Source organism: Leclercia sp. 29361, from assembly GCF_011290365.1.
Taxonomy (GTDB): domain Bacteria; phylum Pseudomonadota; class Gammaproteobacteria; order Enterobacterales; family Enterobacteriaceae; genus Enterobacter; species Enterobacter tamurae.
This window is the reverse complement of sequence record NZ_CP049786.1, coordinates 1,705,872-1,718,778: the sequence shown is the minus strand read 5'-3', so window position 1 is coordinate 1,718,778 and position 12,907 is coordinate 1,705,872. Positions and strand designations below refer to the sequence as shown.

General features: G+C 54.9%; 14 protein-coding genes and 1 tRNA gene. 8 read left to right on the top strand and 7 right to left on the bottom strand.

The window, feature by feature from the left end; genetic code table 11:
- Window positions 1-41 precede the first annotated feature (41 nt).
- Entirely contained in the window at window positions 42-1,721 is a 1,680-nt protein-coding gene (locus tag G7090_RS08045; RefSeq protein ID WP_166182059.1) for a glycoside hydrolase family 43 protein, read from the top strand.
- A 47-nt stretch (window positions 1,722-1,768) separates the two neighbouring features.
- Here the strand turns inward: G7090_RS08045 and G7090_RS08040 are convergent.
- Window positions 1,769-1,856: transfer RNA gene (locus tag G7090_RS08040), tRNA-Ser, on the bottom strand.
- Window positions 1,857-2,001: 145 nt separating this feature from the next.
- A complete protein-coding gene (locus tag G7090_RS08035) occupies window positions 2,002-3,630 on the bottom strand; it encodes an ABC transporter substrate-binding protein (RefSeq protein WP_166182058.1) in 1,629 nt (542 codons plus the stop codon).
- A 267-nt stretch (window positions 3,631-3,897) separates the two neighbouring features.
- Between G7090_RS08035 and yccA the strand changes: the two genes are divergently transcribed.
- Both yccA and tusE read left to right on the top strand, forming a co-directional pair.
- The gene (yccA, locus tag G7090_RS08030) at window positions 3,898-4,557 is read left to right on the top strand and encodes an FtsH protease modulator YccA (protein WP_166182057.1); all 660 of its coding nucleotides are present in this window, start codon (window positions 3,898-3,900) and stop codon (window positions 4,555-4,557) included.
- An 86-nt stretch (window positions 4,558-4,643) separates the two neighbouring features.
- Entirely contained in the window at window positions 4,644-4,973 is a 330-nt protein-coding gene (gene tusE, locus G7090_RS08025) for a sulfurtransferase TusE (RefSeq protein WP_106992820.1), read from the top strand.
- Here the strand turns inward: tusE and yccX are convergent.
- The 3 genes from yccX to G7090_RS08010 all read right to left on the bottom strand — a co-directional run bounded on the left by yccX (window position 4,970) and on the right by G7090_RS08010 (window position 6,669).
- On the bottom strand, window positions 4,970-5,251 hold the full coding sequence (gene yccX, locus G7090_RS08020; RefSeq protein WP_106992634.1) for an acylphosphatase: 282 nt from the start codon (window positions 5,249-5,251) through the stop codon (window positions 4,970-4,972). The two genes, tusE and yccX, sit on opposite strands and share 4 nt — an antisense overlap.
- A gap of 61 nt (window positions 5,252-5,312) precedes the next feature.
- Complete coding sequence (locus tag G7090_RS08015) at window positions 5,313-6,041, bottom strand: AraC family transcriptional regulator (protein ID WP_269469101.1); 729 nt, start codon at window positions 6,039-6,041, stop codon at window positions 5,313-5,315.
- Between the two features lie 70 nt (window positions 6,042-6,111).
- Window positions 6,112-6,669, bottom strand: a complete 558-nt coding sequence (locus tag G7090_RS08010) for a kinase inhibitor (protein WP_166182055.1) — start codon at window positions 6,667-6,669, stop codon at window positions 6,112-6,114.
- 175 nt (window positions 6,670-6,844) lie between these two features.
- Between G7090_RS08010 and rlmI the strand changes: the two genes are divergently transcribed.
- Both rlmI and hspQ read left to right on the top strand, forming a co-directional pair.
- Entirely contained in the window at window positions 6,845-8,035 is a 1,191-nt protein-coding gene (gene rlmI / locus G7090_RS08005; protein WP_166182054.1) for a 23S rRNA (cytosine(1962)-C(5))-methyltransferase RlmI, read from the top strand.
- 60 nt (window positions 8,036-8,095) lie between these two features.
- Window positions 8,096-8,413, top strand: coding sequence for a heat shock protein HspQ (hspQ, locus tag G7090_RS08000; protein ID WP_106992630.1), 318 nt, complete (start codon window positions 8,096-8,098; stop codon window positions 8,411-8,413).
- A gap of 37 nt (window positions 8,414-8,450) precedes the next feature.
- On the opposite strand, the gene G7090_RS07995 is transcribed toward hspQ, so the two are convergent.
- Window positions 8,451-8,864 carry a CoA-binding protein gene (locus G7090_RS07995; protein ID WP_106992629.1) on the bottom strand — a complete coding sequence of 138 codons (414 nt, stop codon included), beginning with the start codon at window positions 8,862-8,864 and terminating at the stop codon, window positions 8,451-8,453.
- A 171-nt stretch (window positions 8,865-9,035) separates the two neighbouring features.
- Here G7090_RS07995 and G7090_RS07990 point away from each other — a divergent pair, with 171 nt between their 5' ends.
- A complete protein-coding gene (locus G7090_RS07990; RefSeq protein ID WP_106992628.1) occupies window positions 9,036-9,698 on the top strand; it encodes a DUF2057 family protein in 663 nt (220 codons plus the stop codon).
- Window positions 9,699-9,777: 79 nt separating this feature from the next.
- Window positions 9,778-10,236 (top strand): methylglyoxal synthase, encoded by a 459-nt coding sequence (gene mgsA / locus G7090_RS07985; protein WP_166182053.1) that lies wholly within the window; start codon window positions 9,778-9,780, stop codon window positions 10,234-10,236.
- A 37-nt stretch (window positions 10,237-10,273) separates the two neighbouring features.
- Here mgsA and helD read toward each other — a convergent pair whose 3' ends face one another.
- Complete coding sequence (gene helD, locus G7090_RS07980) at window positions 10,274-12,328, bottom strand: DNA helicase IV (RefSeq protein WP_166182052.1); 2,055 nt, start codon at window positions 12,326-12,328, stop codon at window positions 10,274-10,276.
- Between the two features lie 123 nt (window positions 12,329-12,451).
- Here helD and G7090_RS07975 point away from each other — a divergent pair, with 123 nt between their 5' ends.
- Window positions 12,452-12,898 (top strand): YccF domain-containing protein, encoded by a 447-nt coding sequence (locus G7090_RS07975; RefSeq protein WP_106992625.1) that lies wholly within the window; start codon window positions 12,452-12,454, stop codon window positions 12,896-12,898.
- The last annotated feature ends 9 nt before the right edge of the window (window positions 12,899-12,907 follow it).

Below are 12,907 nucleotides of genomic sequence, written 5' to 3'. Positions count from 1 at the left end.
CAGAACACGATAAGTCAGTAAAATTTAAAAGGTAGAATGCTATGTCTCTTATTCAGAACCCTGTACTCCCTGGTTTTAACCCGGACCCAAGCATTATCCGTGTTGAAGACACTTACTATATCGCAAACTCAACATTTGAGTGGTTTCCTGGCGTTCGTTTACATGAATCAAAAGACCTGCAAAACTGGAATCTGCTGCCCAGCCCATTGTCTACAACAGCGCTTTTAGATATGCGTGGCAATCCTTCGTCCGGGGGGATTTGGGCACCGGCACTCTCTTATGCCGACGGTAAATTCTGGTTGGTTTACACCGATGTGAAAATCACAGAAGGTGCTTTTAAGGACATGAAGAATTACCTGACCACCGCCACCGATATTCGTGGCCCCTGGTCAGATCCCATTAAACTTAACGGCGTCGGATTTGATGCGTCGCTCTTCCATGACGACGATGGGCGTAAGTATTTAGTTCAACAAACCTGGGATCATCGCGAATACCATCATCCCTTTAATGGCATCACCTTAACGGAGCTGGATACCCGCACGTTAAAATTAAAACCGGAGACCGCGCGGACTATTTATCGCGGCACTGCCGTTGCCCTTGTTGAGGGGCCGCATCTCTATAAACTGAACGGCTATTACTATCTTTTCGCCGCCCAGGGCGGGACTGTCTTTACCCACCAGGAAGTGGTGGCACGTTCAAAAACCTTAGAGGCCAACAGCTTCAAAACCGAGCCAGGCGACGTATTCTTAACCAATGTCGATACGCCAGATAGCTATATTCAGAAGCAGGGACATGGCGCTTTAGTTTCGACTCCGAGCGGGGAATGGTATTACGCCTCGCTTTGCGCACGTCCGTGGAATCGCCCAGGTGAATCAGTTTATGATCCGCGGGGCTGGTCAACACTTGGCCGGGAAACGTCTATTCAGAAAGTCTACTGGGATAACGATGGCTGGCCACGTATTGAAGGAGGTCATGGCGGTAAAACCTTTGTCGAAGGGCCATCTGATGCCATTTTTACCGAAAGCGCAAAAGATCATAGCCAGCACGACGATTTCAACACTGCGACACTGGATATTAACTGGAATACGCTTCGTGTCCCGTTCACCGAAAAAATGGGGACCACAGGCGATGGAAAGCTGACGTTAAATGGACAAGGTTCTTTGGCCAATACCCATGACCTTTCGTTGATTGCCCGACGCTGGCAGGCCTTTTATTTTGACGCGCAGGTTAAAGTCAAATTTAACCCGTTTAATTATCAACAGATGGCAGGTTTGACGAATTATTATAATGACCGCCACTGGAGTTTCGTATTCATCACCTGGAATGAAATCAATGGTTCTGTGATCGAAATAGGTGAGAATAACCGTGGTAAATACACCTCTTATTTGAAAGATAACGCGATTAAGATCCCCGCAGGGACAGAATACGTCTGGTTCCGCACCAAAGTTCGGAAGGAGAGTTATACCTATGAATACAGCTTTGATGGCGTAACTTTCACTGAGATCCCTGTCAAACTGGATGCCGCGGTTCTCTCAGATGACTATGTCCTGCAAAGCTATGGTGGGTTCTTTACCGGGGCCTTCGTTGGCCTCGCGGTGGTCGATTACTCGGGTTACGATGCCAGCGCAGATTTTTATAACTTCGTCTATCAGGAGCTGGGCGACAGGTTGACGGCGGATGATGCCTGGAGCTGGGAAGCGAGCGAATCGCGCTTTGATTAAATAAAAGAAAAAGCCCTGCGATATTGCTATCGCAGGGCTTTCAAATTTGGCGGAAGCGTAGAGATTCGAACTCTAGAACCCTTTCGGGTCGCCGGTTTTCAAGACCGGTGCCTTCAACCGCTCGGCCACGCTTCCTAAGTGAGGCGAACTATAAACACCTCCGTGTACGCTGTAAAGTATGAGCCCAATCGTTCGCCTGAAAAATAGCCAAAATGCGTTTAATCGGTTGAATAGACAACACTCTGGCCATTTTATCAGCACCAAATCTTACCGCCGACCCTTAGTGCTTTTTGATGTACATCTCTTTGGTGTAGTAGTACCCCAGCTTATCCGGCGTAAAGCCCCCTACCCACGGCTTCACCAGGTGGGTACGAACGTAGTGATAAACCGGGATCGCCGGTACGTCCCGGGCGAGCAGATCTTCAGCCTGCTGGTAGAAGGTGCCGCGCTCGGCGGTAGTCTTCGCTTTTGCCGCATTGACCAGCGCCTCGTCATAGGCGGGGTTGCTGTACTGGCTGGTGTTCTGACTGTCGCCGGTACGGAAGTTATTCAGGAAGGTGGCCGCATCGTCGTAGTCGGCGATCCAGGCATAGCGCACCGCGTCAAAGTTGTGGGTATGCATGGTGTCCAGCATCGTTTTCCACTCCTGGTTTTGCAGCTTCGCCTCCACGCCGAGGTTTTTCTTCCACATCGAGCTGGCGGCGATGGCAATCCGCTGGTGCGATTCCGAGGTGTTATACAGCAGCTTAAAGCTCAGCGGATGGCTGTCGTTATAGCCCGCCTCGTTCAGCAGCTTCTTCGCTTCGGCAATGCGTTTCTCCAGCGGCCAGCTGGCGTAGTCCGGGTTGTGTAGTTTAACACCGCCGATATCGGGCTGGCTGATGACCCACGCAGGACGTTGCCCCTGTCCTAACACTTTCCCGGCGATAATGTCTTTATCCAGCGCCAGATTCAGCGCCTGACGCACGCGCGGGTCGTTAAACGGCGGACGGGTGGTGTTGAATTCGTAGTAGTAGGTTGCCAGTTGCGGAGAGACATCCAGCTCGCTACCCATCGTTTTTTGCAGCTGGGCAAACTGGTTGATCGGCACGGTGTAGACAATATCAATTTCGTCCGCCTTGTAGCGGTTCACGTCGGCGGCTTCGGAGGTGATCGGCAGGTACGTCACCTTGTTGATCACCGTATGGGCGTTATCCCAGTAGCGCGGGTTACGCTCGGCAACGATCCGCTCGTTGACCACCCACTGGCTGAGGGTATAGGCCCCGCTGCTGACAAAGTGTTCCGGCTTGGTCCACTTATCGCCATAGCGGCCAATCAGCACCTTATCGACCGGCACCAGCGACGGGTGCGCCAGCATGGCAAGGAAGGCCGCGTTAGGCTGGGTCAGCGTCACTTCCAGGGTGGTATCGTTCAGGGCTTTAACCCCCAGAGTGTCGGGTTTTTTTTTGCCCTCAGCGATATCGGTGGCGTTCACCAGAAGCATGCTGCCGAGGTAGCTGGCGTACGGCGAGGCGGTTTTTGTATCCACCAGCCGCTGCCAGCTCCAGACGACATCCTGAGCGGTGATGGCGGTCCCGTCGCTCCAGGTAATGCCCGGGCGGAGATGGAACGTCCAGACGGTGTTGTCTTTGTTGTCCCATTTTTCCGCCAGTCGCGGCTGGATCTCGCCATTCGGGGAGACGCTGACCAGCCCGTCGAATAAATCGCTGATAATATTGAATTCGACATCGCTTTCGACTTTATGCGGATCGAGTGACGCCGGTTCATTGCCATTATTCCTGACCAGTTCCTGCTTCTCTGCCAGCTCAGTGCCTGCCGGTACGCTGGCGGCAAAGGCCGTTGCGCTTGCGCAAAGGATGCCTGCCGTCAGCACAGAGAGGGTAAATGTAGCGCGTGATGATGATTTCATGTCCTTCGCCTTATAGTGTAGTTGTGACGATGCAAAATAACTCTTAGCGTTGCGACAGGAATAAGGCAATATATTTCAGTGACCTATAAGAGCTTGATCTGATTAATCCCGACAAACCGCGGTTCGTTCTGCATAGTGGACGTTGTGGAACATTTCATGCTGGCTCTGACCCTAAGACGCTGAGTAAAGATGGGTAAAACCACTTTGTAACCGGCGCGTCGTTTCCTATTCTTGCCGTTAATTACATCTGTCATAAGAGAGTGACTCATGGATCGTATTATTAGTTCTTCACGCGACCGCACATCGCTACTCAGCACCCACAAGGTGCTGCGCAATACTTACTTTATGCTCAGCCTGACGCTGGCCTTCTCCGCGCTGACGGCAACCGCCAGCACCGTGTTGATGCTGCCGTCTCCGGGGCTGATCCTGACGCTGGTCGGTATGTACGGTCTGATGTTCCTGACCTACAAAACTGCTGACAAGCCGGTGGGTATTTTGTCCGCGTTCGCCTTCACCGGCTTCCTGGGCTACATCCTGGGGCCAATGCTTAACACTTACCTGTCTGCCGGGATGGGCGATCTGATCGCTCTGGCGCTGGGCGGCACGGCGCTGGTGTTCTTCTGCTGTTCTGCCTACGTGCTCACTACGCGCAAAGATATGTCTTTCCTCGGCGGTATGCTGATGGCGGGCATCGTGGTGGTACTGGTCGGTATGGTGGCGAACATCTTCCTGCAGCTGCCGGCCCTGCACCTGGCCATCAGCGCAGTGTTCATCCTGATCTCCTCCGGAGCGATCCTGATGGAAACCAGCAACATCATCCACGGCGGTGAGACCAACTACATCCGCGCTACCGTGAGCCTGTATGTGTCGCTGTATAACATCTTCGTCAGCCTGTTGAGCATCCTGGGCTTCGCCAGCCGCGATTAACCGCCAGTGCTGTATAAAAAGCCCCGCTTATGCGGGGCTTTCTTTTTTGGTAAACTGCCGCGGTTTTCGATAAACCTGTGATGATTATGCTGAACTTTGACGGTAAAGAGATTGAGACCGATAGCGAAGGCTATCTGAAAGAGACCAGCCAGTGGAGCGAAGGCCTGGCGGCTATTATTGCCGAAAAAGAGTCGATTGCCCTGACGCCGGAGCACTGGGAAGTGGTGCGGTTTGTGCGCGATTTCTATCTGGAATTTAATACCTCCCCCGCCATCCGCATGCTGGTAAAAGCGATGGCCAATAAGTACGGCGAGGAGAAAGGCAACAGTCGCTACCTGTACCGTCTGTTCCCGAAAGGCCCGGCAAAACAGGCGACCAAGATCGCCGGCCTGCCTAAACCAGTGAAATGTATTTAATAGCGAATACCGAAATTAACGTAGTCCCGGTCGGGTTGATGCGGCTCTGACAGAACCTTTTCAACCCGGGCGATGCGCGGCCCGCCCGCCTTAAGCCAGGCGAGCAGTTTTTCGACCTGTTCCGCCTCACCGCAGGCCACTACCTCGACGCTTCCGTCATCCATATTGCGCGCGTACCCGGTCAACCCCAGATCGGTAGCTTCACGCTGCGTGCTGTAACGAAAGCCAACTCCCTGAACCGTGCCGTGAACCCACGCGATCGTGCAGACTTTTGCCATTTTTCTTCCCCTTATTCGTGCCTGACCCTGAACAAAAGAATAGCAAATTATGGCCGGGCAATTAGCGTAAGGTTTTGGGTAAGCAGCCGTAATGCTGGCGGAAACGGGCGGTAAAGCGCGAACTGGAAAGGTACCCGCACTGCAAGGCAATCTCCCCGACAGGCAGGCGGGTTGACTGTAACTGAGACAGCGCAACTGCCATGCGCACCTCCTCCACAATCTGGCGAAAGCTGTGGGACTCTTCGCGCAGTCGTCGGCGCAGGGTCGGCACGCTGACCGCCAGGCGACTGGCAACGTCCTGCGCGGTCCATGCCCGGGCGGGGGACATCATGATAAACTGCCGCACCTGCTCCGTAAGATTGACGTTGCGCTCAATAAGTAGCGGCCCTGCCACCCCGTCATGCAGTAACGCCAGCAGCAACCCAAAGGCCTGATGCTTTTGCAGTTCATCGGAAAAATTATGCCGCACCGCATGCAACAGATTGCCCCACATAAAGGCCAGCCCTTCGCTGAGCGGCGCACAGAGCGAGTCTGTTTTGCTCCGCGGCCAGGTCTGCAGATAGCGGGTTTTAAACTCCGCAATAATCTCCGGTGACAACAGCAGCAAATCCGAATGAAAAATGCCCTGCGCAGGCTGATTAATGATCTCCATCGGCGTATTCGCCGGGATGATGATTAACGCATCGGGCGTGGCCACCAGACGGCTATCCTCATGAATAATCACCTTGCTGCCGTGCGTAATATGACAGATGGCAGGATAAAAAAGCTTAACCTGATGCAGGCGATGCATTTTGCTGGCACTGACTTCAGCCGCAGTCAGATGTTTATGTTGCAAATGAAAATCCTGCACCGGGCCACCTCTATCTTGCGTATGTAGCGATTAATTGCGCTTTCGCCAGCGCGTGGCTGTTGAGCATGAAGCCGACCAGTGCGCCGCTGGCGCTCTTATCGATGGGCAGCGTATCCACATCCAGCGCCCAGACGGTAATCTGGTACGGGTGAGGCTTGTCCCCTTGCGGTGGACACGCACCGCCAAAGCCAGAGTAACCGAAATCATTACGTCCCTGCACCGCCCCCGCAGGTAATTTCTGGTTATTCTGGTCTCCGGCACCGGCAGGGAGTTCCCGCGTTTGTGATGGAATGTTTACCACCGTCCAGTGCCACCAGCCGCTGCCGGTAGGCGCCGCGGGGTCATACACCGTGACGGCAAAACTTTTGGTGCCCTGTGGCTGATTTTTCCATGTCAGCTGCGGCGATTCGTTGCCGCCATGACAGCCAAACCCGTCGAAGACCTGATTCTGCGTTAATTGTTTTTCGCCAGAGATATCCTGGCTGCTGATACTGAAAGGTAATGCCGCTGAGACCGTAAAACTTATCCCCGCCAGAGTGGCGGCTGCGATTGCCATGTGCTTTTTCATTAGAGTTTCCCTTTGCTGGACTGGAAACACCAATGTAAAACCCGCGGCGAATGCGTAATGTGCCTGAGCGATTTTAATTTGTGCCGAAACGCTCAACAGTGTCCGCAGATGATTGCCCCCGACCATCTGTGCTACTCTACGCGCCATTTCCCTGGAATCGACAGAAAAGTAAATTATGAGTGTACGTTTAGTGTTAACCAAAGGGCGCGAGAAATCTTTGTTGCGCCGCCATCCCTGGGTCTTCTCCGGCGCGGTTGCGCGTATGGAAGGCAAAGCCAACCTCGGTGAAACTATCGATATCGTTGACCATCAGGGTAAATGGTTAGCGCGCGGCGCATACTCGCCGGCGTCCCAGATCCGCGCGCGCGTCTGGACCTTCGATAAAGATGAAATCATCGACATCGATTTCTTCGTTCGTCGTCTGCAGCAGGCGCAGCAGTGGCGCGACTGGCTGGCAAAACGCGACGGGCTGGACAGCTATCGTCTGATCGCCGGTGAATCCGACGGTCTGCCAGGCGTGACCATCGACCGTTTCGGCAACTTCCTGGTGCTGCAGCTGTTAAGCGCAGGTGCAGAGTATCAGCGTGCGGCGTTAATCAGCGCCCTGCAGACCCTGTATCCAGAGTGCGCCATTTACGATCGCAGCGACGTTGCGGTGCGTAAAAAAGAGGGCATGGAACTGACCCAGGGTACAGTGACGGGCGAACTGCCACCTGCCCTGCTGCCGATTGAAGAGCACGGCATGAAATTGCTGGTGGATATTCAGGGTGGCCATAAAACCGGTTACTACCTCGATCAGCGCGACAGCCGTCTGGCGACCCGCCAGTACGTTGCCGATAAACGCGTGCTGAACTGCTTCTCCTACACCGGCGGCTTTGCGGTCTCGGCCCTGATGGGCGGTTGCAGCCAGGTAGTGAGCGTCGATACCTCTCAGGAAGCGTTGGATGTGGCCAGGCAGAACGTTGAGCTGAACAAGCTCGATCTGAGCAAAGCCGAATTTGTTCGCGACGATGTCTTCAAGCTGCTGCGCAAATACCGCGATCAGGGCGAGAAGTTTGATGTGATCGTGATGGACCCGCCGAAGTTCGTCGAAAACAAAAGCCAGCTGATGGGCGCCTGTCGTGGGTATAAAGACATCAATATGCTGGCGATCCAGCTGCTTAACCCCGGCGGCGTGCTGCTGACCTTCTCCTGTTCCGGCCTGATGACTACCGAATTGTTCCAGAAAATTGTCGCAGATGCCGCTGTAGATGCCGGGCGTGATGTACAATTTATAGAGCAGTTCCGTCAGGCGGCCGATCATCCGGTGATCGCTACCTATCCGGAAGGGCTGTATCTGAAAGGATTTGCCTGTCGCATCATGTAACTTGAAAAGTGGAATGTTGCCCACACCTATAGTGTAAGTAACGTTTCCCGGGAGGTGACTATGATTGCCAGCAAATTCGGTATCGGCCAGCAGGTCCGCCACTCCCTGTTAGGATACCTGGGCGTGGTCGTGGATATCGACCCGGAATATTCTCTCGATGAACCGTCAGTGGATGAACTGGCGGTCAACGCAGAACTCCGCGCCGCCCCCTGGTACCACGTGGTGATGGAAGACGACGAAGGCCAGGCCGTGCACACCTATCTTGCCGAAGCCCAGCTAAGTGGCGAGCAGCAGGATGAACACCCTGAACAGCCTTCCATGGATGAACTGGCGCAAACGATCCGCAGACAGTTACAGGCCCCGCGCCTGCGTAACTAACAAGAACCCGGTAGCCGATGGCTGACCGGGTTTTTTATTACTTCGCCATTCCCAGGCGTGGGATCTCAATCGCCGGACAGCGATCCATCACCACATTCATCCCGGCGTCACGCGCCAGCACCGCCGCCTGTTCATTAATCACCCCAAGCTGTAACCACAGGGTTTTCGCCCCAACCGCAATGGCTTCCTGCGCGACACCCCAGGCGGCTTCCGAATTACGGAACACATCCACCATATCGATTTTTTCCGGTACCTCCGCCAGGGTGCCGTACCCCTGCTGACCTAACAAGGTTTTGCCTGCCACTTTTGGCGAGACCGGGATCACGTGATAACCCTGATCGAGCAGATATTTCATGACCCGATAGCTCGGACGATCGGGCTTGTCGCTCGCCCCCACCAGCGCAATGGTTCGGGTGGTGGAAAGGATCTCAGCAATATCATTCTGTTTCATGAATTTCCTCCTGGCGTGTTCAACATCAATACCAATACAGTGAGCGCAATTTGGCATCCCATACGTCTGCATGAGGGCAAATTGCCCAATGATGTCTATATGTTAGTAAATATGATTAAAGAAAAATTTTGATACATTCTTCGTGGCGTGTGTCTTTTAAGAGGGCTTTTTATGAAAACCGGCATTGCCTGGAGTCTGTTTGCGCTGCTCATGCCGGTTTGCGTTTTTGCCACTACGCTGCGGCTCTCTACGGACATCGACCTGCTGGTGCTGGACGGAAAAAAAGTCTCAAGTTCACTGCTGCGCGGTGCGGACAGTATAGAGCTCGACAACGGCCCCCATCAGATTGTATTTCGGGTCGAGAAGACCATTCGCATCGGCAATCATGAAGAACGGGTCTATATCTCCCCTCCGCTGGTCGCCAGCTTTAACACCCAACGTATCAGTCAGGTTAATTTTAGCCTTCCCCGGCTGGAAACAGAAAAAGAGTCGCAACTTTTTGATCATTCACCGCATATTGAACTGCTGGATGGCGATGCGACGCCGATTCCGGTGAAGCTGGATATTCTGGCGATCACCGATACCCCGTCGGGCGTCAACTATGAATACGATACCGAGCGTTATAACAAAGCCGGCCAGAGCGCCTCGATACCGCAATTTTCCACCACCATGGCCGATGACAGCACGCTGTTATCCGGCGTGTCCGAACTGGATATGCCGCCACCGCAGTCGCAGAATCTGACCGAGCAGCGGCTCAAGTACTGGTTTGCCCAGGCCGATCCCGAAACCCGTAACCGTTTTCTGCAGTGGGCGAAGCAACAACCCTCGTCCTGAGCCGCATTTTTTAGCCCTTTCTCTTGCAGCGTCAGGTGCTTCAAGTAATCTGTAACCAGTTAACTAACGGATAGAGATTATGGAACTCACAACTCGCACCCTGCCGGACCGCAAACATATCGCGCTGGTGGCGCACGATCACTGTAAACAGATGCTGCTCAACTGGGTTCAGCGTCACAAATCCCTGCTGGAAAAACACCAACTGTCCGCCACCGGAACCACCGGTAACCTGATCCAGCGCGAAACCGGGCTTGAGGTCAATGCCATGCTGAGCGGCCCACTGGGCGGCGATCAGCAGGTGGGCGCCCAGATTTCGGAAGGGAAGATTGATGTGCTGATCTTCTTCTGGGATCCCCTGAATGCGGTCCCGCACGACCCGGACGTCAAAGCACTGCTGCGCCTGGCGACGGTATGGAATATCCCGGTCGCCACCAACCTGTCTACGGCGGACTTTATAATTGCCTCGCCGCAGTTCAACGACCAGGTGGAGATCCTGATCCCGGATTATCCACGCTATCTGGCTGAGCGTCTTAAGTAAGTGTTTCCTGCCGGGTGGCGGCTTCGCCTTACCCGGCCTACGGTTTCCGCGCTACCGGCACATCGATGTTTTTCAAAATGTCCACAAAGCGCGAAGGCTGCTCTTTATTAAACAGCAGCCAGACGCGGTGACGGGCGCGGGTTATCGCCACATACAGCAAACGGCGCTCCTCGGCATCGGGAAAATCTTCCACCGCAGGCAGCAACGCCTGTTCCATCACCGATTCGCGCGCAGGGGCCGGGAAACCATCGCTTCCTTCCTGCAACCCCACCACGATCACATAATCCGCCTGCTGCCCCTTGCTGGCATGAATGGTCATAAAATCCAGCTGCAGTTTCGGCCAGCGGGTGGCGGCTTTCTCCAGGCTGGCGGGCTTAAGATGGTGATAGCGCGCCAGCACCAGAATGCGCTCCTCCGGTCTGGCATAACCGCTCAGTTTATCCAGCAGAGCATCAAGCTGATCCTCTGCCAGCAGCGTGACCGCTTTTTTGTCACCGGCCGACAGGCTGTTCAACGGTTTTGCCAGCTGATGCGGGTTCTGCTGAATAAACTGGTTGGCGATCTCACCGATCCGGTTATTGAAGCGGTAGGTGGTGTCGAGGTCGCAGCGATCGCCTTCGCCAAAATAGTGGTGGAACGCGGTCGTCAGTGACAGCTGGGCACCGCTAAAGCGGTAGATCGCCTGCCAGTCATCCCCCACCGCAAAGAGAGTAGTATGTTTATTCTGCGCCCGCAGCGCCGCCAGCAGGGCCGCGCGCTGAGGAGAGATATCCTGAAACTCATCCACCAGAATGTGCTTCCACGGGCTGATAAAGCGGCCTTTCTCGAGAATAACGATCGCCTGATGGATCAACCCGGAAAAGTCGACGGCATTTTCGTCCTTGAGGGCGGTTTTCCACGCTTTTAACAGCGGGGCCATCAGCTTTACCCGCTTAGAAAACAGGGCCCGGACCTCTTCGGGCGCCCCGGCAATCATCTCAGCCTGCGCGCCTCCGTGCATCCGCATCAGGCTCACCCAGCGATCGAGCCGCGGAGCCAGTCGGCGGGCCAGCTTTTCGTTTTGCCAGAAACTGCCTTCCGGCACGCTCCAGTCCAGCTCCTCTTCCAGCCACTGACGCCAGCCTTTGGCATGCGCTTTTTTCTCGCTGCACTGCTGTTGCCAGGCCTCGATAAAAATCTGCTGCCGCGCCACGGTGTCATTCTCCAGTTGGCTGACGACCGGCACCTTTTTGCTCCCCTGCTGAATGATGTGCAGGGCCAGGGAGTGGAAGGTTCTGGCGGTAATGTCGCGGGTGTGCAGCCGGACCTCGATTCGCTCATCCATCTCCTGGGCTGCCTTGCGACCAAACGCCAGGAGCAAAATTTGCTCGGGAGCGGCTTCATTGCGGGTGAGAAGCCAACCTGCCCGCGCCACCAGGACTGAGGTTTTGCCGCTACCGGCCCCTGCCAGCACCAGCAGCGACTGCTCGCCGTTTACCACTGCCCGGGCCTGGGCCGGGTTCAGGGGAGATGACTCAATACCGGCAAAAAAGTCGGCGTACTGGCTGAGCATGGCCGTGGTCCAGGCCTGGTTATGCGCCAGCCGGCTCTGGTCAATATCCTCCAGCCAGGCCTGGCACTGACGCCAGGCATCCCGACAGTTATCAAACTCGTCCAGCCGCGAGACCGACAGCGGGAGCGCCTCTAGCGCCTGGGTGATTTTTTGCTGCAGGCCCAGCGTTTTCTCCCGGGTCAGCCAGCTGTTTTGCGCGTTGCTGGTGGCAATATCATTCAGCGCATTTTGCAGCACCTGCGCCGCCACCTCGCTCATTTCAGCACTCCATTGCTGCCAGAGCGTATTCAGATGGTGGTGAAAACGCTGGGTTTCCGCCCACTCCGTCCCGTGCAGGCGCACCACTTTCTCTTCGGGCAGGACAAACTCCAGCTCGCCCCAGACCAGGCCGCGCTTACAGTGAATGGCCAGCAGTTGGTTGAAGGGAATGAGATACTCGTGGCGTTCGCCGGAGACTTTCACCCCGGCGTTAAGCAGAACGACTTTGTCGTACGGATGTTGTGCCAGGCGTTTGCCTAACGAAGTTGCTTTCAGTTCCATGTCCAGCCCGATCCACGACGTGAATAATTGCCTGATAGTTTAACTGCCAGTTTTCAGGTGCTCCAGCGCAAAAAAACGTTACAATCAGCAGGGCTTCAACATTATGGAAAGAATTGAGGTTTTATGCGTACCGTTCTGAATATTTTGAATTTTGTCCTGGGTGGTTTTGCCACCACGCTCTCATGGCTGCTGGCGACGCTGATCAGCGTGGTGCTGATCTTCACCCTGCCGCTGACGCGCTCCTGCTGGGAGATCACCAAACTTTCGCTGGTCCCGTACGGTAATGAAGCGGTTCACGTGGATGAGCTGGAGCCTGGCAGCAAAAACGCGCTGTTGAATACCGGCGGGACGCTGCTCAATATTGTGTGGCTGATCTTCTTCGGCTGGTGGCTGTGTCTGATGCACATTGCGGCGGGGATCGCCCAGTGTCTGACGCTTATCGGGATCCCGGTCGGGCTCGCCAATTTTAAAATTGCCGCCATTGCCTTATGGCCTGTCGGACGCCGGGTCGTCCCGGTGGAAGTGGCCCGCGCCGCGCGGGAAGCTAATGCCCGCCGTCGTTTTCCGTAACAAGGATCC